Source organism: Duganella sp. P38 (assembly GCF_050859475.1).
Taxonomy (GTDB): Bacteria; Pseudomonadota; Gammaproteobacteria; order Burkholderiales; family Burkholderiaceae_D; genus Rugamonas.
The window spans coordinates 4,151,062-4,172,910 of record NZ_CP193936.1; the positions used below are offsets into that span (position 1 = coordinate 4,151,062).

The window sequence follows — 21,849 nt, forward strand, 5'->3', positions numbered from 1 at the left end:
CTTTCCTTTTCTAAGCGGCGCGGCGTTGCGCGCGCGGCAGGTGCAGCACCACTTCGGTGCCCTCGCCCGGCTGCGACTTCAGCTCCAGCTGCGCCTCGATGCGTTGCGCGCGCTCGCGCATGATGTTGATGCCGACGTGGGCTTCGCCCAGTGTTTGCAGCTTCTCCACGTCGAAGCCGTGGCCATTGTCCTTGATACTGAGCGTGAAATCCTGCTCGTCCGCCAGGCGTATCCGCACTTGCGACGCCGACGCGTGCTTGCGCACGTTCGACAGCGCCTCCTGCACGATGAACAGCAGTTGCAGCTGATGCTCGCGCGGGAACGGCGCGCCATCGCCATCGGCGTCGAAATCCACCGCGATGCCGCTCTGGCGGCGGAACTTGTCGACCACCGTTTCCAGCGACGACACCAGCGTGCCCTCCTGCAGGCGGGTGCGGAAATTGTGCAGCAGCTCGCGCACATCCTGATAGCTCTCGTCGACGCCGGCGCGCAGCATCGGAACGATACTCTCCACTTCGTCGATGCGCTGCTGCTTGAGCGACTGTTCCAGCATCTGCACTTGCAGGTTGAGGAAGTTGAGGCCCTGGGCAATGCTGTCGTGCAGGCCTTGCGCCACCAGGTTGCGTTCTTCCGAGATGGCCAGTTCGCGCTCGCGCACTTGCAGGCGCTGGTTCTCGATGGCGGTGCCGAGCAGTTGGCCCAGCGTTTCCAGCAACGCGGTCTGCGTTGGCGTGAACACCGTCGTCTGGCGGAAGTGCAGGTTGAAGAAGCCAAGGTATTGCCGCTGCGCGAAGATATGGAAGATCGAGATCGTCGAAAAGCCTTCGCGGTGGCATTTCAGGTTATGCGTATCGGCGCGGCGGCGCAGGTCGTGGATCACCGCCAGCTTGCTGACCACCGCCTCGCCGCACAGGCAATCGCCCACTTTCAGGCAGCGCTCGGACTCCACCAGTTCTTCCGATATGCCGCGATGCACCAGCATGTGGATGTTGTTGCGGTTCGGGTCCAGCACCCGCACCGAGCCGCCGTCGGCGCCGAAGTAGTCGCTGATTCGTTGCAGGAAGCCGTCGCACATCGCTTCCGCCGACTGTGGCTGTTGCAGGAAGGCGGCGCTGTCGTACAACAGCGCCAGTTCCCTGTTCTGCTGTTCCAGTTCCGAGGTCTTGGTCTGAACCCGCTGTTCGAGATTGGTATAGGAGTCCTGAAGCTTGTCGGCCATCTGATTGTAGCCGCGCGCCAGCATGCCGAATTCGTCGTTGCTGTTGACCGGCAGGCGCACGCTGAAGTCCTTTTCGCGCATGCGGTCCAGGCCATTTTGCAGCCGTGTCACCGGCACCACGATCATGTCGAACAGCAGGTAGATGATGCTGACCGTGCCCACCAGCGCAAGCCCGGACAAGGTCAGTTGCGAGGCGCGCAACCAGAAGGTGCGGTTCTCGCTGTCGCGCTCTATGCGCTGCACCAGATGGTCGACGCCCAGCACGAAGCGTTCGGCCAGCCGCTGCACGGTGTAGGACGCCGACACCGGCGTGTTGGCCGGCGTTTCCGGCGCCAGCAAGGCCTCGACCTGCGGCGCCAGCTGCACGCGCCATTCGCGCTGCACGTCCAGGAAAACATTGCGGATGGAGGAAGTGGGCGGCAAAAACAGCGGCCGTTGCGGATCGCCCTGTTGCAGCAGCCGCAGTGTGCCGTCGATGCGCTGCACCTGCGCGCGCACGCCCGCCACGGCCCCGGCCCGGTCCGAGCCGTCGGACAGGCGGCCGGCCAGCATCGCCAGCTTGTAACTCTCCATGCGCAGGCTGCCGGCCACGTTGATGGCGGCCGCACTGCCTTCCAGCTGCCATGACAGCAGCAGCGTCGAGCCGATGACCAGCAGCGCGATCGCCAGGAAGCCAAGCAGCAGCCCGACGATGCGGGTCGATAGCTTTTGCCAGCTCGCGAACAGGGTGGGCTTCAAAGACTCTCTCCGTGTGGGTACGTCACTAGTATACACGCAGGCTCACCCACCCGTTTGCGACATGAAGCGGATGATCTTCTCCGGCTGGCGGTTGAAATCGTGCTCCTGCGGCTTGAGTTCTATCGCCTCGCGGATCGCCTGCTCCAGCTCCGCATCGGTGGCGCCGCCGCGCAGCAATGGACGCAACGGATACTGCTGTTCCTGGCCGAGGCACAGGTAAAGCGTGCCGTCCACCGACAGGCGCACGCGATTGCAGGTGGCGCAGAAGTGCTGCGACAGCGGCGTGATATAGCCGATGCTGGCCGTGCCGTCCGCCGTCGACCAGTAGCGCGCCGGCCCGCCCCCCAGCTCCAGCGCCTGCGGCTTGAGCTTGAATTTCTCGGCCAGGCGCGCCTGTACCGGCGCCAGGTTCAGGTAGGACGTATTCTGGCCCGTCTCGCCCATCGGCATGACTTCGATCAGCCGCAGCATGAACTGCTGCTCGATGCAGAAGGCGGCCATGGCGTCGATCTCGGCGTCGTTCACGCCGCGCATCGCCACCATGTTGATCTTGACCGGCGCCAGGCCGGCTTGCTTGGCCGCCTGCAGTCCTTGCAGCACCACCGGCAGGCAGTCGCGCCCCGTGATGTTGGCCATGCAGTCGCGGTCCAGCGTATCCAGGCTGACGTTGACGCGGGTGACACCGGCCGCCTTCAGCGCCTCGGCATGGCGCGCCAGCCGCGTGCCGTTGGTCGACAGCGACAGGTCGCGGATGCCCGGCAGCGACGACAGGCGCGAGGCCAGTTGCGGCAGATTGCGGCGGGTCAGCGGCTCGCCGCCGGTAAGCCGCACGCGCGAGGTGCCCATGCGGGCGAAGGCGGCCACCACGCGTTCGATTTCGGCAAAGGTCAGCCAGTCCGGCGGGTCTTCGTAGCCCTTGAAGTCCTTGGGCATGCAGTAGGTGCAGCGCAGATCGCAGCGATCCGTCACTGACACCCTGAGATAGTCGATCGATCGACCAAAGCGGTCGCTTAACATCGTCGCTCTCCAGTCTTGAATGGTGTGCCACCATGTAAAGGCCGGCGCCTCGTCTGCCACTTGGCATGACGGAGGGGCCGGCCTAGTTCTTTATGACTATTGCGTTTATTGCACCAGCGGCGTGTCCGCGCCCTCCAGCTCCACGCCCTCGATGTCGGCGCGGCCGACCAGGATGTGCAGGTACTGGTGCAGTGCGCGCTGCCATGACTGGCGCTGCAATTCATCCGCGATCTGCGCGCGCACGGTGGCGAACGGGATCACCTCCCCCGCCACGCGGCGCTGCGCCTGGACGATGTGCAGGCCGAAGCGCGTCTCCAGCAGGCGGCCGGACAGTTCTCCCGGCTGGAGCCGGAACAGCAGCTCATCGAACTCCGGCACGCATTGGCCGCGCGCCAGTTGTCCCAGGCTGCCGCCGACAGCGCCGGAGGGGCAGTTGGAATACTGCGCCGCCAGCTCCGCGAAGCGTTGCGGATTGGCCTGGAGTTCGGCCAGGATCGCCTCCGCCGTTTGCCGCAGCAGGTCCAGCGGCGCAGATGGCGTCACCTGGAACAGGATGTGGCGCGCCTCCACCAGATCGCCGCTGCGGAAGCGGTCGGCCTGGCTCAGGTAGTAGCGCAGGCAGGCCTCTTCGTCCGCCTCCGGCACCGTCACCTCACGGGCAAACAGTGCTTCGATGCGGTCGTCGTCAGTCTCGCCTTCAACGCCCAGCCGCGCCGCCTCGTCCAGCAGCACGCGGCGCAGCACCACTTCATGCACCGCCTCGCGCAGCGGATTTTTAGCCTGCTGGTGATGCGCGATTTCCGCATCGATGGCGCTATCGTTGATATCCACGCCGTTGACTGCTATGCCCATGATGTTCTCCTTAGCGCGAACGCACCAGTTGATAAGCGCGGGCCAGGTAGGTCACCGCACCGAAGCCGCTCCAGATGTGCACCAGCCGGGTGAACGGGAAGATCACGAACAGCGACATGCCCATGAACAGGTGCAGCTTGAAGATCAGCGGCGCGGTTTCGATAAAGCCGGCGGCGTCGCCACGGAAGGTGACGATATGCTGGGCCCAGGTCATCAGCAACACCATCATGTGACCGTCCATGTGGCCGGCCGAGACGAAGATCGACGACAGGCCAAGCAGCAGCGTCGCCAGTATCCACAGCAGCACGATCTTGTCCTTGAAGGTGGTGCGGGCACGCACACGGTCATTGCTGAAGCGGCGCGCCAGCAGCATCAGGAGGCCCAGCAGGCACATGGAACCCATGATGCCGCCGGCAGTCATCGCCACCAGCTGCTTGACGGTGTGGCTGACGCCCAGCGTGTCCCATACCCACACTGGGGTCAGCAGGCCGGCCGCATGACCAAAGAACAGGCCCAGGATACCGACGTGGAACAGCGGGCTGCCGAGGCGCAGCATGCCGGTGTTGAGGGTCTGGCTGGACTCCGACTTCCAGGTGTACTGCTCGCGGTCGAAGCGGATCAGGCTACCGAGGAAGAAAATCGCCAGCGCGAGGTACGGGTAGATCCCGAACAGGAATTGATTCAGGTAGTTCATGGCTTCTCCTTCAGTGATGCTGCGGCGCTGCCGCCTTAGGGTAGAAATTGATTGGGTGCGCGCCGCCGGCCAGCGGGCCGGCGCCTGGCTTGAGCAGCGGCTCGATGCCGTCGGCGCCGGGGCCGAAGGTTTCCAGCGCTTCGTCCATGTCGCGCACCGGCGGACCGCTCAATTCCTCGGCCTGCACGGCGGTCCGCGTTTGCAGCAGCTCGAAGATGCAGGCGTACGGGCTGCCGCTGGTGCGCAGCTTGCGGCCGATGTGCGCCAGCACGTGGATGGCGTCGCCCAGCAGGCGTTCGGCTTGCTCCTCTTCCTGTTGCGACAGGAACTCCAGGAACAGCGGCACGTAGTCCGGCAGGTCGTCGCCGACCATTTGCAGGCCGTGACGGCGGTATTCCTCCATCAGGTCGACCATGGCCTGGCCGCGGTCGCGCGACTCGCCATGGATATGCTCGAACAGATGCAGCGAGTGACCGGGATTGCGGTCGAAGGTCGCCACATACTCCTGCTGCAAATCGATCAGCGGCGTGCTGCCGATATGGGCGAACAGCCCTTGCAACGGGGCGTGCCACACCGGCAGGTGTTCCAGCAGCAGCTGGTTCAGCTCCGCCTGCGCGGCCACCAGTTCGGGCTCGGGATATTGCAGCAATGCGGAGAGCACTGCGTAGCCTTGGTTAGACATCTGCGTTCTCCTCGCTGTTAGCCTTTTTCTTGCGCGACTTCGGCATCATCATGAAGATTTCCGAGCCGTGTTTGCGCTTGCCGAACAGGCTTGCGTCGCTGACGCCGTCCGAGCATCCGTTGCCGAAGCTGAAGCCGCAGCTGCCCTTCTCGTTGAAGCTGTCCTCGGCCATTTCCTTATGGCTGCTCGGGATGACGAAGCGGTCCTCGTAGTTGGCGATGGCCATGATGTGATACATGTCCTCCACCGTCTCCGCGTCCAGGCCGACCTGCTTGAGCACTTCCAGATCCGGCATGCCTTCCACGCTCTTGCTGCGCATGTAGGCGCGCATCGCCAGCATGCGGTCCAGCGCCCTGATGACGGGCGGCTGGTCGCCGGCGGTCAGCAGGTTGGCCAGGTACTGCACCGGGATGCGCAGGCTTTGCGTGTCCGGCAGGATGCCGTTCTTGCCCATCAGGCCCGACTCGGCGGCAGCCTGGATCGGCGACAGCGGCGGGATATACCACACCATAGGCAGCGTGCGATATTCAGGGTGCAGCGGGAAGGCTACCTTCCACTCGACCGCCATCTTGTACACCGGCGAGCGCTTGGCCGATTCCAGCCAGCTGTCAGGGATGCCCTGGCGGCGCGCTTCCTCGATCACTTTCGGATCGTGTGGATCGAGGAACAGGCCCAGTTGCGACGGATAGAGGTCGCGCGGATCGGCCACCGAAGCCGCCGCTTCGATCTTGTCGGCGTCGTACAGCAGCACGCCGAGATAGCGGATGCGGCCCACGCAAGTCTCCGAGCAAACGGTAGGCTGGCCGGCTTCGATGCGCGGGTAGCAGAAGGTGCACTTCTCCGCCTTGCCCGAAGACCAATTGTAGTAAATCTTCTTGTACGGGCAACCGGAGATGCACATGCGCCAACCGCGGCACTTGTCCTGGTCGATCAGCACAATGCCGTCGTCTTCGCGCTTGTACACCGAGCCGGATGGGCAGGAGGCGACGCAAGCGGGATTGAGGCAATGCTCGCAAAGGCGCGGCAGGTACATCATGAAGGTGTTCTCGAAAGTGCCGTACATTTCCTTCTGCACGTTCTCGAACAGCGTATCCTTGCTGCGCTGGGCGAATTCGCCGCCCAGGTCATCCTCCCAATTCGGGCCCCACTCGATCTTCTCCATCTTTTTACCGGTAAGGACCGAGATCGGGCGCGCGGTCGGCGGGGTTTCCACCAGCGGCGCGTTTTGCAGGCGCTCGTAATCGTAGGTGAACGGCTCGTAGTACTCGTCGATGTTCGGCAGGTTCGGGTTGGCGAAGATCTGCGACAGGATCTTCAGGCGGCTGCCCTGGCGCGGCTCGATCTTGCCGCTGTCGGTGCGGCGCCAGCCGCCGTTCCACTTGGCCTGATCTTCCCAGTGCTTCGGATAACCGATGCCCGGCTTGGTTTCGACGTTATTGAACCAGGCGTATTCGACGCCGTCACGGCTGGTCCAGACGTTTTTGCAGGTGACCGAGCAGGTGTGGCAACCGATACATTTGTCCAGGTTCAGCACCATGCCGATTTGCGCTCTGATCTTCATTCATTTACTCCTTGCAGTGGGCCTTCCAGCCAGTCGATCTTGTTCATTTTCCGCACCAGCACGAATTCATCGCGGTTCGAGCCTACGGTGCCGTAGTAGTTGAAGCCCCACGACAGCTGCGCATAACCGCCGATCATGTGGGTCGGCTTGGTGACGGCGCGCGTTACCGAGTTGTGGATGCCACCACGCTTGCCCGACTGCTCGGAACCCGGAACGTTGACGATCTTCTCCTGTGCGTGGTACATCAAGGTCATCCCTTCCGGCACGCGCTGGCTGACGATGGCGCGGGCGGTCAGCGTACCGTTGACGTTGAAGACTTCGATCCAGTCGTTGTCGACGATGCCGGCAGCCTTGGCGTCGATCTCCGACAGCCACACGTGGGGACCGCCACGCGACAGCGTCAGCATCCGCAGGTTGTCCGAGTAGGTGGAGTGGATACCCCACTTCTGGTGCGGCGTGATGAAGTTCAGCGCAATTTCCTTGTTGCCGTTCGGTTTAGCGCCCAGCATCGCGGTCGTCGTCTTGGTGTTGATCGCCGGCTTGTAGACGCAGAAGCCTTCACCGAAATCGCGCATCCAGCGGTGGTCCTGGTAGAACTGCTGGCGGCCGGTGATGGTGCGCCATGGGATCAGTTCATGCACGTTGGTGTAGCAGGCGTTGTAGCTGACTTCTTCCGACTCCAGGCCCGACCACGTAGGCGACGAGATAATCTTGCGCGGCTGCGCCTGCACGTCGCGGAAGCGGATGCTGTCATGCTCGCGCGGCAGCGCCAGGTGGGTGTGGTCGCGGCCCGTGATCTTGGACAGCGCATCCCAGGCCTTGACCGCCACGTGGCCGTTGGTTTCCGGCGCCAGCGACAGGATCATCTCGGCGGCGTCAATCGCGGTATCGAGGCGCGGCTGGCCTTTGGCGACGCCTTCTGCCGTCACGGTGCGGTTGATGCCGCGCAGGATGTCGACTTCATGGCCGGTCTTCCAGCTGATGCCTTTGCCGCCGTTGCCGATGGTTTCAAGCAGTGGGCCTATCGACGTGAACTTCTGGTGGATCTTGGTGTAATCGCGTTCGATGACCGTGAAATTCGGCATGGTCTTGCCCGGAATCGGCTCGCACTCGCCGGCACGCCAGTCTTTCGGGTCGAACGGCTGGCCCAGTTCTCCGGGGGTGTCGTGCATCAGCGGCGTCAGGACGATGTCCTGCTGCGTGCCGAGGTAGGCGCCGCCGATTTCCTCGAATTTCCTGGCGATGCCCTTGTAGATCTCCCAATCCGAACGCGATTGCCACAGCGGGTTCACGGCTTCCGACAGCGGATGGATGAACGGGTGCATGTCCGAGGTATTCAGGTCGTCCTTCTCGTACCAGGTGGCGGTCGGCAGCACGATGTCGCCATACAGGCAGGTGGTGGACATGCGGAAGTCCAGCACCACCAGCAGATCGAGCTTGCCCTCTGCGGCCGGACGCACCTTGACGTCGCGCGGCTTGATGCAGTTCGACTCATCGCTCATCAAGGCGTTCTGGGTGCCCAGCAGGTACTTCAGGAAGTACTCATGGCCCTTGCCCGAGCTGCCCAGGATATTCGAGCGCCAGACGAACATATTGCGCGGGAAGTTGGCTGGATTGTCCGGATCGTCGCAGGAGAATTCCAGCTTGCCCTGTTTGATCTGATCGACCGCATAATCGACTGGCTTGAGGCCTGCGGCAGCGGCGGCGCGCGTCACTTCCAGCGGATTGGTTTGCAGCTGCGGCGCCGATGGCAGCCAGCCGAGACGCTCGGCCTTGGCGTTGTAGTCCAGCAGCGTCATGGGGGCGACATCGTCGCCGGCCAGCGGCGAGGCGATTTCCTCGGTGTGCAGCTTCTCGTGGCGCCATTGGCTGGTGTGGTTGTAGAAGAACGAGGTGCCGTTCATCTGGCGCATCGGACGGTTCCAGTCCTGCGCGAAGGCCAGCGGCGTCCAGCCGGTTTGCGGACGCAGCTTCTCCTGGCCCACATAGTGCGCCCAGCCGCCGCCGGACTGGCCGATACAGCCGCACATCATCAGCATGTTGATGATGCCGCGGTAGGTCATGTCCATGTGATACCAGTGGTTCAGCGCCGCGCCGACGATGACCATGCTCTTGCCGCGAGTCTTGTCGGCGTTTTCCGCAAACTGGCGCGCCACGGTGATGACGTCGGCGGCCTTGACGCCGGTATGTTTCTCCTGCCATGCCGGGGTGTATGGAATGTCGTCCTCGTAGCGGGTGGCGACATTGCCGCCGCCGAGGCCACGGTCTACGCCGTAGTTGGCCATGGTCAGATCGAACACGGTGGCGACCAGCGCGGTGCTGCCGTCGGCCAGCGTCAGGCGTTTGACCGGCACGTTACGCATCAGCATATCGCTGGCGTCCTTGCCGCCGAAGTAAGGGAAGCCAACCGGCAGTACGTCGTCGCCGCTGCCCAGCAGCGACAATTGCGGGTCGACCGGAGCGCCATTGCCGCCCTCTTTCATCTCCAGGTTCCACTTGCCTGATTCGCCCCAGCGGAAGCCGATCGAACCGGCCGGCGCGACGATGCGGCCGGTGGCTTCATCGATGACCAGCGTTTTCCATTCCGGATTGTTGGTTTCGTCCAGATTGTTATCCAGGTGCGAAGCGCGCAGGAAGTAGTCCGGCGCCAGCACGCCGTTCTGCTCTTTCAGCAGCACCAGCATCGGGAAGTCGGTGTACTGCTTGGCGTACTCCTTGAAGTATTGCGACTGCTGCGCGCTGTGGTACTCCTTCAGGATGACGTGGCCCATGGCCATCGCCAGCGCGGCGTCGGTGCCTTGTTTCGGCGCCAGCCAGATATCGCCGAACTTGGCCATCTCGCCGAAGTCGGACGACACGGCGACCGTCTTGGTGCCTTTGTAGCGCACTTCGGTGTAGAAGTGGGCGTCCGGGGTGCGCGTCATCGGCACGTTGGAACCCCACACCATCAGGTAGGTGGAGTTGTACCAGTCGGCCGATTCCGGCACGTCGGTCTGTTCGCCCCATACTTGCGGGCTGGCTGGCGGCAAATCGCAGTACCAGTCGTAGAAGCTCAGCGCCACGCCGCCGATCAGCGACAGGTAGCGCGTGCCGGCGGCATAGCTGACCATCGACATCGCGGGAATCGGCGAGAAGCCGACGATGCGGTCAGGGCCATACTTCTTGATCGTCAGCGCGTTGGCGGCGGCGATCATCTCGTTGGTTTCGTCCCAGGTGGCGCGCACAAAGCCGCCCAGGCCGCGCACGGATTTGTACTTGGCGGCGCGCTCAGGGTCCTGGCTCACATACTCCCAGGCGGTCACAGGGTCCATGGTCTTGCGCGCCTCACGCCACATGTCCATCAGACGGCCGCGCACCATCGGGTACTTCACGCGCTGCGCCGAATACACGTACCAGGAGTAGCTGGCGCCACGCGGGCAGCCGCGCGGCTCGTGGTTCGGCAGGTCCGGGCGGGTGCGCGGATAGTCCGTTTGCTGGGTTTCCCAGGTAATCAGGCCGTTCTTCACATACACCTTCCAGCTGCAGGAACCGGTGCAATTGACGCCGTGCGTCGAACGCACGATCTTGTCATGCTGCCAGCGCTGGCGGTAGGCGTTTTCCCAGGTGCGGTCTTCATTGACGACGGCGCCGTGGCCGTCGGAGAAAGTCGACGTGGTTTTGTTGAAGAACTTCAGGCGATCCAGAAAATGACTCATGCTACCTCCTCACTCTACGATGATTCCAGTCTACGGAGCGCGGCGCCTTGTGTGAATCGGCAAGAAGGCCGCGCGGCGTAGTGAGAAGGAGTAGTCGGCCTAGTTCTAAATGACTAGTTGCAGGCCGCACGGGCGCATGTTTTCAGCATTTGCCGGTAATTGGGCAGATGACGGGCGTCGGACCAGCGGCCGTCCGCATCCAGCACCAGGGCGGCACGCACCATGCCGGGCTGCTCCTGCGCGCCCAGCTGCGCGAACATGGCGCTCACGCTGCAATAGACCAGCGTACGGCCGTTGTCGTAACGGATTTGCGCGCGTACGCCCTCTTCGCCGCAGCGCTGTTCCTGCGGCGGCACGGCGCGCGCCGGGGTGTAGCCCTCGTAGAGCAGCACCCACAGTGTGGCGGCGGCCAGGCCCCAGGCCAGGCGCCGCATGCTGATTTTTTTTGACATAACAATATCCTTTCATAGCCCCCCGTCATTCCCGCGCCCTCTCCGTCATTCCCGCGCAGGCGGGAATCCATAGAACGCTGGCCTGGCCAATTCAGCATGGATTCCCGCCTGCGCGGGAATGACGGGGGTGATTGTGCTAGGCCTTGGCGCCCGAGTTCCTTGATGCAGGTCAGGTTTTACCCAAGCAAATCACGGCAAAAGAACTAGTCCATCTAGTCCTTCATGACCATAGGCAGCAGCCGCACGGCGCGATATACATACGCTTGGGCCGCCACGTCGCGCGGCCAACGAGCAAGGAGCCTGAAATGAACATCGCCACTTTCGAAGAACTGCTGATCGCCGCCGCCGTCCAGCCGGAGCAACAGCGCCTGTTGCTAACGTTCGCCGTCGCCGAACCGGAGCCGGACGCCAGGCCGGGCGTACGCCCACGTACCACGCTGGTGCCGGTAATGTGCGTCGACAAGCAGGTGGCGGAGCTGGACACCTTCAGCAATCTGGCCGAAGAGGCAAGACAAATGGGCCAGGACTGGGACGTGCTGCTGGTGACCACACTGTCCGGCACCAGCAGCCAGCTGCCGGACAACGATCAAACCGAAGCCGCTCTGCGCAAGATGATCAAGGCGATCCGCCATGGCCAGATGGAACGCCTGCTGGCCTTCGACCGCAGCGGCGACCTGCTGCAATACGCCTGAGGGGGCGAGCATGGCCAAGAACTTCCCCATACGCCCGGCACGCCCGGAGCTGATCTGCTGGGGGTGCGATAAATACTGCGCCCATGACGCCATGATCTGCGGCAATGGCGCCGACCGCACCCAGCACCCGATCGAAACCTTCGGCGAAGGCTGGGAGACCTTCGGCCTTAACGCGCCGAAGTCAGAGGGCACACCAGCGGAAGGAACTGCTGCTGACGCGCCGAATACGCCATCAGCGCCCCACTCTCCAGATCGAAATACCAGCCGTGAATCTTGAGTTTCCCTTCGTCGACGCGGCGCTTCAGCCACGGATAGGTCAGCAGATTATCCAGTGATTGCAGGATGCTGGCCAGTTCGCAGGCGTGGTGCTGCTCGGCCACGTCGCGGTGCGCCAGCTCGCGCCTGACGCGCGCCGCCACCGGTTCCGCAATGCGCATCCAGCGGCCGACAAAGTCGGTTTCGCGCGGCACGGCGCGCGGCGCCGGCGACATCAGCGCGCGGATGCCGCCACAGCGCGCATGCCCCAGCACGATAACGCGGTCCACTTCCAGATCGCAGACGGCGAATTCGATGGCCGAGCTGACGCCCGGCGGCGCGTCCGGCGTGCAAGGCGGCACCAGGTTGGCGATATTCCGTACGATGAAAATATCACCCGGATTACTGCCGGTAAGCAGAAGAGGATCAACGCGCGAGTCGCAGCAGCCGATCAGCAGCGTGTGCGGATGCTGGCCGGTGCGCAGGCTGCTATACAGCTCCGCGTTATCGTTGAAGTATTGTTGCTGGAAGCGGCTAAAGCCGCTGATGAATTTTTCAATATCCTGCATGATTGCGCAAAGCCTCCGGGTTGGTGATATTGATCTTGCGACCCTTGAAGGTAATCAGGTTCTGGGCACTCAGCTCCGCCAGGATGCGCGAGAAATGCTCCGGCGTCAGGTTCAGGCGCGACGCCAGCACCGCCTTGGTGACCGGCAGCGTCACTTGCGTGGACTGTGCATCCGGTAGCTCCTTCAGCAGGTAGCCGACTACGCGCTGGGTACCGGTGCGCAGCGCGTACGACTCCATGTCGCACATCAGCGAGTGCATGCGCTGGCTCAGGCCCGCCAGCATCTTGCAGGCGAATTCCGGGTCATGGTGGATTTCGCGGTAAATCACCGGCTTGGACACGTGCAGCAGCAGCGTATCCTCGGTGGCGGTGGCGGTGACGATGTACGGGCTGCCCATGAACATCAGCGCTTCGCCGAAGCTGTGACCGGGGCCGATCAGTTCAATCACTTTCTCGACGCCGCTGACCGACGTGAAGGACAGCTTGACCTGCCCGTACAGCACCTGATGGAAGCCTACGCACGGATCGCCGCGCTGGAAAATCTGCTCGCCGCGTTCCGCCCGCACCTCGGTGGTGCCAAGCGCGATGCGATTCAGTTCCTCTGCGCCCATCGAGTTAAACAGCGGCACCCTGGCCAGGAAGTCTTGTACTTTGATCTTGGTCTTATCCATAACCGCCTCAAATGGTTCGCGAGTACCGCACCGGCTGCGGTCCTTCCTGTTTCGGCGCGTTCAGGTAATTGTCGAACGCCATGCAGATGTTCCGTATCATCAGGCGTCCGCGCATTTTCACTTCGATGCCGCTGCCATCCCGCGATAGCAGCCCTTCGTCTTCCAGCGGCTGCAAGCGCGCCAGGTCGGCGGCGAAGTATTCCCCGGGCGTCACGCCCGGCGGCAGCGGCAGGTCCTTGTACGCAAGGACGAAGTCGCACATCAGGCGGCCGATCACTGTGCGGCGCAGTACATCGTCTTCGTTCAGCGTGATGCCGCGCGCGATGGGAAGCTGGCCGGCGTCCAGCCGCTCGTAATAGGCGCTCAACACCTTCTCGTTCTGGCTGTAGCTGTTGCCGACCGCGCTAATGGCCGAGACGCCCAGCGCCACCATCGGCGCATCGGCGTGGGTGGAATAGCCCTGGAAGTTACGTTGCAGCTTGCCTTCGCGCTGGCTGCGCGCCAGATCGTCGTCCGGCAGCGCGAAATGGTCCATGCCGATGTAGACATAGCCGGCGGCCGTCAGGCGCTCGATACACAGGCCGAGCATGGCCAGCTTGGCTTCCGGGTCCGGCAGCTCTTCCGCCTTGATCAGGCGCTGCGCCTTGAACAGCTGCGGCATGTGCGCATAGTTGTAGACGGCGATGCGGTCCGGGCGCGCGGCTACCACCTTGTCCAGCGTCGGACCGAAGCTTTCCACGCTTTGCAGCGGCAGGCCGTAGATCAGGTCCACGCTGATCGAACGGAAGCCGCAGGTACGGGCGGCGCGCAACACGTCCATGGTTTGCTCGTAGGACTGGATGCGGTTGACGGCCTTTGCACCGCCGGGTCGAAGTCCTGGATTCCCAGGCTGATGCGGTTGAAACCCTGGCGGCGCAAGGTGGCGATGCGCTCCGGCGTGACGGTGCGCGGATCGACTTCAATCGAAAACTCGCCCTCCTCGTCCGGCGCAAAGTCGAAATAGGCGCGCAACTGGCCGAGCAAGCCGTCCATCTGCGCGTCGCTCAGATAGGTCGGGGTGCCGCCGCCGAAGTGCAGTTGGTCGACCTTGCGCCGTTCGCCCAGCGCCTCCGCCTGCAGCGCCATCTCGCGCGACAGATAGCCCAGGTACTCGGTGGACTTGGTCTTGTCCTGCGTGATGATCTTGTTGCAGCCGCAGTAGTAGCACAGCGATTCGCAGAACGGAATGTGGACATACAGCGAGAACGGCGCCCGCTCGCCGATGGCGTCCAGCCGGGCGACGGCGGCGCGGTACTGCTCCGCGCCGAAGTCGCCGGCGAAACGGTCGGCGGTCGGGTACGAGGTGTAACGTGGCCCCATCTGGTTCAACTTGCGTACCAGGGCTGCGTCAAATTCGACAGATGGGATCAGCGGAATCATGATATTTCTCCGGTTAGCAAGGCATGGCGGCGTTTTTGCGGGAATAGCACCACCACGTGATGGCGATGCAGCTGGCATAGAAAGCGATGAAGCCCCACAGCGCCGCGTCCACGCTGCCGGTCAGCGCGATCGAGGTGCCGTAGCTTTTCGGGATGAAGAAGGCGCCGTACGCCGCCACCGCCGAAGTAAAGCCCAGCACCGCCGCGCTTTCCTTGTTGGCGTCGATGATGGCTTGTTGTTGCACGGCTTCCGGCTGACCGGCGGCCGCGCGTTGGCGCTCGGTCATGAAGATGATCGGGATCATGCGGAAGGTCGAGGCATTGCCGATGCCGGTGCCGGCAAACAGCGCCATGAACATCCAGAAGAAGCCACTGAAGCTGCCTGCCGCTTCGCCATGCGGCAGGAAGGCAATCACACCATAGACGGCGGCGATCATGCCGACAAAGGTCCAGAAGGTGACGCGCGCGCCGCCCAGTCTATCGGCGATGACGCCGCCCGCAACGCGGAACAAGGCGCCCACCAGTGGGCCGAGGAAGGCGTACTTCAGCGCGTTCACATCCGGGAACTGGGTCTTGATCAGCAACGGGAAGGCCGCGGAATAGCCGATGAAGGAGCCGAAGGTGCCGGTGTAGAGCCAGCACATGAGCCAATTGTGCTTGCGCTTGAAGATCACCGCCTGCTCGGCGAAGGAAGCCTTGGCCGAGGCCAGGTCGTTCATGCCGAACCAGGCCAGCAGGCTGCTGACGATAATGAACGGCACCCAGATAAAGCCGGCGTTTTGCAGCCACAAGGTGGTTTCCGTGCCAAATTTGACGGCGCTTTGCGGCTCCCCGCCCACGGCGCCAAACACGCCGGCGGTAATCACCAGCGGCACCACGAACTGCACCGCCGATACGCCCAGGTTGCCCAGGCCGGCGTTCATGCCCAGCGCGTAGCCCTTCTGCGCTTTCGGGAAGAAGAAGCTGATGTTGGCCATCGACGAGGCGAAGTTACCGCCGCCGAAGCCGCACAGCAGCGCCAGTATCAGCATGGTCGGATAGCCGGTGTTGATGTCCTGTACCGCGAAGCCGATGCCGATTGCCGGAATCAGCAGCGAGGCGGTGGAAATCGTCGTCCATTTGCGGCCGCCGAAGATCGGCACCATGAACGAATAAAAGATGCGCAGCGTGGCGCCGGACAGGCCGGGCAAGGCGGTCAGCCAGAATAGCTGGTTGGTGCTGTATTTGAAGCCGATGGCCGGCAGGTTCACCACCACCACGCTCCACACCATCCAGATGGCGAAGGCCAGCGCCAGCGCGGGAATCGAGATCCACAGGTTGCGGTTGGCGGTGGCCTTGCCCCCGCTGCCCCAGAACGCGGAGCTTTCCGGCTCCCACGTGTTGATCATGTACTTGCTCATGAGGTTCTCCTTATTTAATCGATTGTGGGCGGAACGAGAAGTGCATCCACACCAGCGATACGCACACGGTGCCGTACAACAGCATGAAGGCGCTGGAACGAATGCCTGTCAGGTCCAGCAAGGCGCCGAACATGATCGGCAGCACAAAACCACCGAGGCCGCCGGCAAGACCAACCACGCCCGATACGGCGCCGATGTTGTCGCTGAAATCGTCCGCGATGAATTTGAAGACCGAGGCTTTGCCGACCGCCATCGCGGTGCCGACGATGAACAACAAGCCGGTGAAGACCCATGGCGACAGCGCCAGGTCCAGATGCAGCGGGCCTTTGGTGGTCTGGATGATCATCGCGGTCTGCGGGTAGGACAGCAGGAAGAAGCACACCCAGCACACCCACATCACCCACCACGTCACCTTGTAGGCGCCGTGGCGGTCCGAGATCCAGCCGCCAACCGCGCGCAGCACGCCGCCCGGCAGCGAGAAGCAGGCTGCCAGCAAGGCGGCCAGGCCGAGGTCAAAGCCGTATTCGCCCACGTAGTATTTGGTCATCCACAGCGCCAGGCCGACGTAGCCGCCGAACACCACCGAGTAGTACTGGCAGTAGCGCCATACGCGGCGGTCCTTCAGCACCTTCAGCTGCTCGCCGAACGACACGGCGGAACTGGTTTTGTGCGAAGGATCGCTGGCCGAAAAGAGCCAGAACAGAATCGCCGTCACCAGCATGGCGATGGCATACACGGTGGGCAGCGATTGCCAGCCCCACGCGGCGATGATGGCCGGCGCGACGAATTTGGTGAGCGCGGAACCGGAGTTGCCGGCGCCGAAAATGCCCATGGCCAGGCCACGGCGCTCCTTGGCGAACCAGCGCGCCACATACGGCGTGCCGACCGAGAACGAGCCGCCGGCAAGGCCAACGAACAGGCCAAGCACCAGGAACTGCCAGTATTCGGTGGCGTGGCCGATCAGCAGGATGGCCGGCACGGTGGCCAGCATCAGCAGGAAGAAAACGATGCGGCCGCCGTATTTGTCGCACCAGATGCCCAGCGGGACACGCACCAGCGATCCGCTCAACACCGGCATCGCGGCCAGCAGGCCGAATTCGGTTTCGTTCAATCCCAGCATCTTCTTGATCGGAATGCCCAGCACCGCGAACATCATCCAGATCGCGAAGCAGATCGTGAACGCGAAGGTACTACTCACCAGCACTGAAATTGCCTTGTTATTGTTTGACACTTTGCCTCTCCTGATTACACATAGGGATGGCGTCAGGGTACGCTGCAGCGCACCAATCGACTATCGGCATGACGTATGCCCCATCTAGGTCGAAAGGACTAGGTCCGCCAGCGTCACAGCGTCCAGCGTGGCCAAAAAGGCATCGGTGGCCTTGCACAGCACTTTCTGCACATGGCAGCGGCCCGCCAAGTGGCAGCTGCCGTTCTCGATGTCGAAGCAGTCGGCCATGTGGAAATCCGGCTCGCTGTCGCGCACGATCTGGCCGACGCTGATCTGCTCCGCCGGGCGGGCCAGCATGATGCCGCCATTGCGGCCGCGTATCGTGCGTATCACGCCGGTCACGCCCAGGTGGTGTACCACCTTGGTCAGGTGGTGCTGCGACATGCCGTGCAGGCTGGCGATTTCGGCCACGGTGGACAGGCGCGCGTGCTGCTTCGCCAGGTGGATCAGCGTGCGCAAGGTGTAGTCGGTGAAGGTGGTTAGTCGCATGGCGCCCATTATTCCCGCCGGCGCGGACAGCATGCATAACCCAGATCAAGAAATAACAAACATTTTGTATGCTTGTTTAAAACGCAGGCCTAGAATCCGGCTGTCGATCCTGACAAGCTCAAATAAAAAGGAACCATGCCATGCACGCTACACGCAAGCTCTGGACCTGGCTCGCCGTCATCTGCGTTCTCTCCTTCGCCGTACTGGGTTGGGTGGGTGCGCAAATCTACCAGACCGCGCCACCCATCCCCAAACAAGTCATCAGCGCCGACAACGAGGTGCTCTTCAGCGAAGGCCAGGTCGATCGCGGCCAGCAGGCCTGGCTCTCGGCCGGCGGCCAGCAGCTGGGTTCCGTCTGGGGCCATGGCAGCTACCTGGCGCCCGACTGGTCGGCCGACTGGCTGCACCGCGAGGCGCTGGAACTGCGCCAGATCTGGGCGCAGCGCGAATACAGCGCCAACTTCGATGACCTGAACAAGTCGCAGCAGGCCGCGCTGAACGCGCGCCTGAAAGAAGAAATGCGCCGCAATACCTATGACGCCAACACCGGCGCCATCATCCTCTCGGCCGACCGCGCCGCCGCCGTGCGCGCCGTCGCCAGGCACTATACTGATTTGTTCGGCGACGCCCGCAGCCTCGATCAGCTGCGCGAACAATATGCGATGAACGCCAACTCGGTGCCGAACCAGGAAGACCTGCGCGCGCTGCCGGCCTTTATCTTCTGGTCGTCGTGGGCCGCAGCGGCCGACCGTCCGGGCGAAACGGACCTGAGTTACACCAGCAACTGGCCGCATGAACCGCTGATCGACAACCGGCCGACCGCCGAAGCGGGCATCTGGTCCATCGCCAGCGTGATCCTGATGATCGGCGCCATCGCCGCCATGGTGATGGCCCACTCGGCTGCCAAGGAAGAGGAAGATCCCGAACCACCGAAGGACGACCCGCTGTTCAACCTCAAAGCCACGCCGTCGATGAAGGCGACGAAGAAGTACTTCTTCGTGGTGATCGGCTTGATCCTGGCGCAGGTGGGCATGGGCGTCATCACCGCACACTACGCGGTCGAAGGCACGAGCTTCTTTGGTTACCCGCTGGCGGAAATCCTGCCGTTCGTGGTAAGCCGCACCATCCACACGCAGTTCGCCGTGTTGTGGATCGCCACCGCCTGGCTGGCCACCGGCCTGTATATCGCGCCGGCCATCTCCGGCCACGAGCCGCGCTTCCAGAAGCTTGGCGTGAATGTGCTGTTTTACGCGCTGCTGTTCATCGTGGTCGGTTCGACCGCCATGGGCTGGATCGGCACCCTGCAACACAAGGGCACCGAGTTCGCCTTCTGGCTGGGTAATCAAGGACTGGAATTCACCAGCATGGGCCGCATCTGGCAAATCCTGCTGTTCGTCGGCCTGCTGTTCTGGGTGACGCTGCTGGGCCGCGCACTGTGGCCTGCGCTGAAAAATCCATCGTCCAGCCGCGGCCTGATCGTCATGGTGTTCCTGTCGGCGCTGTGCATCGGCGGCTTCTACGCCACTTCGCTGACCTGGGGCCGTCATAGCCACTACTCGATGATCGAATACTGGCGCTGGTGGCTGGTCCACCTGTGGGTAGAAGGCTTCTTCGAGGTGTTTGCCACCGCCGTCATCGCCCTGCTGTTCACCCGCCTTGGCTTGATCCGCGCAGCCACCGCCAACAACGCCATCGTGCTGGAAACCATCGTGTTCCTGTTCGGCGGCATCCTGGGCACGCTGCACCACTTGTATTTCACCGGCACGCCAACCTTCGTCATCGCGATTGGCGCCATGTTCTCGGCGCTGGAAGTGGTGCCGCTGTCGCTGATCGGTATCGAGGCATGGCGCAACTACCAGCGATCGAAAGCCGCGCCATGGGTCAGCAGCTATCGCTGGTCGATCCTGTGCTTCATCGCGGTCGGTTTCTGGAACACGATAGGCGCCGGCCTGCTGGGCTTCTCGATCAATACGCCGATCGCGCTGTACTACATGCAGGGCCTGAACATGACAGCGGCCCACGGCCATGCCGCGCTGTTTGGCGTGTACGGCATGCTGGGCATCGGCCTGCTGCTGTTCTGCCTGCGCGGCCTGTCCAGCCGTCTGGCCTGGTCGGATGCGCTGCTGCGCCCGATGTTCTGGTGCCTGAACATCGGCCTGGCGATGATGGTGTTCATCTCGCTGGTCCCGGCCGGCATCTACCAGGCCTGGGGCAGCATCACGCACGGCATGTGGTTTGCCCGCTCGCCTGAACTGATCCACTCGAAATTCATGGAAACGCTGGTGTGGCTGCGCGTTCCGGGCGACGTGGTGTTCGCCGTCGGCACGCTGTTCCTGGCCTTGTTTGCCTGGCGCCTGATGGTGGCGCGCAAGGAAAGCAGCCCTGCCGCCGTCGCCGATCACGCCTGAAACCCCCGTCATTCCGGCGTAGGCCGGAATGACGACAACACGGAGTCTTAACATGCCCCACGATTGTCCCACCCCAACCGCCGACACCGGCGTCTATCCATTCGACGCGCGTGGCGTCGCCAAGCGCTTCCGCCATGCCGCCATCTTCGGCGCGCTGGAAGCGCTGCATCCCGGCGAGACCATGCGCTTCTGTAACGACCATGATCCGCTGCCTTTACTGGCACAGATCCAGCATCGCTATGGCCCGTACTTCCGCGCCACCTATGTCTCGCGCACGGAAGGACAGGTCATTATCGATTTCCTCGCAGTTGAGGAAGCAACACCGCAGTAAAACACCAACAACAACCAGAAGGTGATTGAGATGAAAACGCAATTCAAGCTTGCCGCCGCCAGCGTTGCCGCTGCGCTGCTCGTCGTGTCCCAAAGTTTCGCCGCTCCAGAACTCCCCGTCATCACGCAGGAACTGGTCGCTCCGCCGTTAATGCCGCCTCAGATAACCCGCAAGACCCCCGCCAAGGTGGTGGTCAATTTGACTGTCGAGGAGGTCGAGCGCGAGATCGCGCCCGGGACGAAATACACTTTCTGGACCTTCGGCGGCACGGTGCCCGGCAAGATGATCCGCGTGCGCGAGGGCGACACGGTGGAGCTGAATCTGCAAAACCTCCCGGACAACAAGCTGCCGCACGATATCGACCTGCATGCGGTAACCGGTCCTGGCGGCGGCGCGGCACAGACGCTGATCGCGCCAGGCAATGAGGCCAGCTTTACGTTCAAGGCCTTGAATCCGGGCCTGTACGTGTACCACTGCGCCACCGCGCCGGTTGGCATGCACGTGGCGAACGGCATGTACGGCATGATCCTGGTGGAGCCGAAGGAAGGCATGTCCAAGGTGGACAAGGAATACTATGTGATGCAGGGTGACTTCTACACCACCGGCGCCTACCGCGCGCCCGGCCTGCAATCATTCGACCAGCAGAAAGCCATCGATGAGAAGCCTACCTATGTGCTGTTCAACGGCGCCGACGGCGCCCTGACCGGCGCCAATGCGCTGACCGCAAAGACCAATGAGAAGGTCCGCATGTTCTTCGGCGTCGGCGGCCCTAACATCACGTCGAGCTTCCACGTCATCGGCGCGATCTTCGATAAGGTGTATATCGAGGGCGGCACCAAGTTCCAGGAGCAGGTGCAGACCACCATGGTGCCGGCCGGCGGCGCCACCATCGTCGAGTTCACGCCCAAGGTGCCGGGCAACCTGACGCTGGTGGATCATTCGCTGACGCGCGCTTTCAACAAGGGCGCTATCGGCCTGTTGTCGGTCAGCGGCCCTGAGAATCCGAGCATTTATGGCAAGGGCGTCAAGAAGCCGCTGCCTGCCGCCAAGGGTGCTGCGGCGCCGGTGCCGGTCAAGGCTGCGCCTCCTGTGGCGGCGGTGCCGGGACAGCAGGTGCGCGGCAAGTCGGTGTATGACGCTACGTGCGCGGTGTGCCATCAGGACAAGGGCCAGGGCGTGCCGGGCGTGTTCCCGCCGCTGGCTAATTCGGACTTCTTTAAGGAGCGTCCATATGAGATGGCGCACATTGTGCTGCATGGACGTACCGGCGAACTTGTCGTCAACGGTGAGCATTACAACGGTGTGATGCCGCCGCAGGAGCTCAATGACGAGGATGTGGCGGCAGTGATCAACTATGTCAGCGTTGCGATGAACGATGGCAAACCGGTGATCACGCCGACGCAAGTGGCGGAAATGCGCAAGGCGAGGTAATCATGAAAGCGCCGATACTTGTGCTGTCTATCGCAGTTGCGTGCA

The 21,849-nt window shown here is 63.0% G+C and carries 18 protein-coding genes and 1 pseudogene; 5 read left to right on the forward strand and 14 right to left on the reverse strand.

Translation table 11 applies throughout. The features are described from left to right. Positions 1-10 precede the first annotated feature (10 nt). The 8 genes from ACRQ5J_RS19170 to ACRQ5J_RS19205 form a co-directional block, all read right to left on the reverse strand. A complete protein-coding gene (locus ACRQ5J_RS19170; protein WP_432378936.1) occupies positions 11-1,957 on the reverse strand; it encodes a type IV pili methyl-accepting chemotaxis transducer N-terminal domain-containing protein in 1,947 nt (648 codons plus the stop codon). A gap of 42 nt (positions 1,958-1,999) precedes the next feature. Beyond that, entirely contained in the window at positions 2,000-2,974 is a 975-nt protein-coding gene (gene moaA / locus ACRQ5J_RS19175; protein ID WP_432378938.1) for a GTP 3',8-cyclase MoaA, read from the reverse strand. Between the two features lie 105 nt (positions 2,975-3,079). Further along, positions 3,080-3,826 carry a peptidylprolyl isomerase gene (locus tag ACRQ5J_RS19180; protein WP_432378940.1) on the reverse strand — a complete coding sequence of 249 codons (747 nt, stop codon included), beginning with the start codon at positions 3,824-3,826 and terminating at the stop codon, positions 3,080-3,082. A 10-nt stretch (positions 3,827-3,836) separates the two neighbouring features. Next, positions 3,837-4,520, reverse strand: coding sequence for a respiratory nitrate reductase subunit gamma (gene narI, locus ACRQ5J_RS19185; RefSeq protein ID WP_432378942.1), 684 nt, complete (start codon positions 4,518-4,520; stop codon positions 3,837-3,839). Between the two features lie 10 nt (positions 4,521-4,530). Further along, a complete protein-coding gene (gene narJ, locus ACRQ5J_RS19190; RefSeq protein WP_432378944.1) occupies positions 4,531-5,202 on the reverse strand; it encodes a nitrate reductase molybdenum cofactor assembly chaperone in 672 nt (223 codons plus the stop codon). After that, complete coding sequence (narH, locus tag ACRQ5J_RS19195) at positions 5,195-6,763, reverse strand: nitrate reductase subunit beta (protein ID WP_432378946.1); 1,569 nt, start codon at positions 6,761-6,763, stop codon at positions 5,195-5,197. The genes narJ and narH overlap by 8 nt, the downstream gene beginning before the upstream one ends. Further along, positions 6,760-10,458 (reverse strand): nitrate reductase subunit alpha, encoded by a 3,699-nt coding sequence (locus ACRQ5J_RS19200; protein ID WP_432378948.1) that lies wholly within the window; start codon positions 10,456-10,458, stop codon positions 6,760-6,762. The genes narH and ACRQ5J_RS19200 overlap by 4 nt, the downstream gene beginning before the upstream one ends. A 113-nt stretch (positions 10,459-10,571) precedes the next feature. Continuing rightward, positions 10,572-10,910 (reverse strand): hypothetical protein, encoded by a 339-nt coding sequence (locus tag ACRQ5J_RS19205; protein WP_432378950.1) that lies wholly within the window; start codon positions 10,908-10,910, stop codon positions 10,572-10,574. Between the two features lie 305 nt (positions 10,911-11,215). Here ACRQ5J_RS19205 and ACRQ5J_RS19210 point away from each other — a divergent pair, with 305 nt between their 5' ends. Next, positions 11,216-11,602: a hypothetical protein gene (locus tag ACRQ5J_RS19210; protein WP_432378952.1), complete on the forward strand. Its 387-nt coding sequence runs from the start codon at positions 11,216-11,218 to the stop codon at positions 11,600-11,602. A gap of 10 nt (positions 11,603-11,612) precedes the next feature. Continuing rightward, positions 11,613-11,879, forward strand: coding sequence for a DUF3079 domain-containing protein (locus tag ACRQ5J_RS19215; protein ID WP_432378954.1), 267 nt, complete (start codon positions 11,613-11,615; stop codon positions 11,877-11,879). Here the strand turns inward: ACRQ5J_RS19215 and ACRQ5J_RS19220 are convergent. From ACRQ5J_RS19220 to ACRQ5J_RS19245, 6 genes and pseudogenes are all read right to left on the reverse strand, one after another. Beyond that, on the reverse strand, positions 11,770-12,426 hold the full coding sequence (locus ACRQ5J_RS19220; protein WP_432378956.1) for a carbonic anhydrase: 657 nt from the start codon (positions 12,424-12,426) through the stop codon (positions 11,770-11,772). The genes ACRQ5J_RS19215 and ACRQ5J_RS19220 overlap by 110 nt on opposite strands. Further along, a complete protein-coding gene (locus ACRQ5J_RS19225) occupies positions 12,413-13,096 on the reverse strand; it encodes a Crp/Fnr family transcriptional regulator (RefSeq protein ID WP_432378958.1) in 684 nt (227 codons plus the stop codon). The genes ACRQ5J_RS19220 and ACRQ5J_RS19225 overlap by 14 nt, the downstream gene beginning before the upstream one ends. Before the next feature lie 7 nt (positions 13,097-13,103). Further along, positions 13,104-14,515: pseudogene (gene hemN / locus ACRQ5J_RS19230) on the reverse strand (oxygen-independent coproporphyrinogen III oxidase). Between the two features lie 13 nt (positions 14,516-14,528). Beyond that, positions 14,529-15,914, reverse strand: a complete 1,386-nt coding sequence (locus ACRQ5J_RS19235; protein WP_432378960.1) for a NarK family nitrate/nitrite MFS transporter — start codon at positions 15,912-15,914, stop codon at positions 14,529-14,531. Between the two features lie 10 nt (positions 15,915-15,924). Continuing rightward, entirely contained in the window at positions 15,925-17,070 is a 1,146-nt protein-coding gene (locus tag ACRQ5J_RS19240) for an MFS transporter (protein ID WP_432383689.1), read from the reverse strand. A gap of 159 nt (positions 17,071-17,229) precedes the next feature. Continuing rightward, a complete protein-coding gene (locus tag ACRQ5J_RS19245; RefSeq protein WP_432378962.1) occupies positions 17,230-17,634 on the reverse strand; it encodes an RrF2 family transcriptional regulator in 405 nt (134 codons plus the stop codon). A 140-nt stretch (positions 17,635-17,774) separates the two neighbouring features. Between ACRQ5J_RS19245 and ACRQ5J_RS19250 the strand changes: the two genes are divergently transcribed. The 3 genes from ACRQ5J_RS19250 to nirK are packed head-to-tail and all read left to right on the forward strand — an operon-like array spanning position 17,775 to position 21,804. After that, complete coding sequence (locus ACRQ5J_RS19250; RefSeq protein WP_432378963.1) at positions 17,775-20,042, forward strand: nitric-oxide reductase large subunit; 2,268 nt, start codon at positions 17,775-17,777, stop codon at positions 20,040-20,042. Positions 20,043-20,094: 52 nt separating this feature from the next. Next, positions 20,095-20,373 carry a DUF2249 domain-containing protein gene (locus tag ACRQ5J_RS19255; RefSeq protein WP_432378965.1) on the forward strand — a complete coding sequence of 93 codons (279 nt, stop codon included), beginning with the start codon at positions 20,095-20,097 and terminating at the stop codon, positions 20,371-20,373. A 30-nt stretch (positions 20,374-20,403) separates the two neighbouring features. Further along, entirely contained in the window at positions 20,404-21,804 is a 1,401-nt protein-coding gene (gene nirK, locus ACRQ5J_RS19260) for a copper-containing nitrite reductase (RefSeq protein WP_432378967.1), read from the forward strand. Positions 21,805-21,849: the final 45 nt, after the last annotated feature.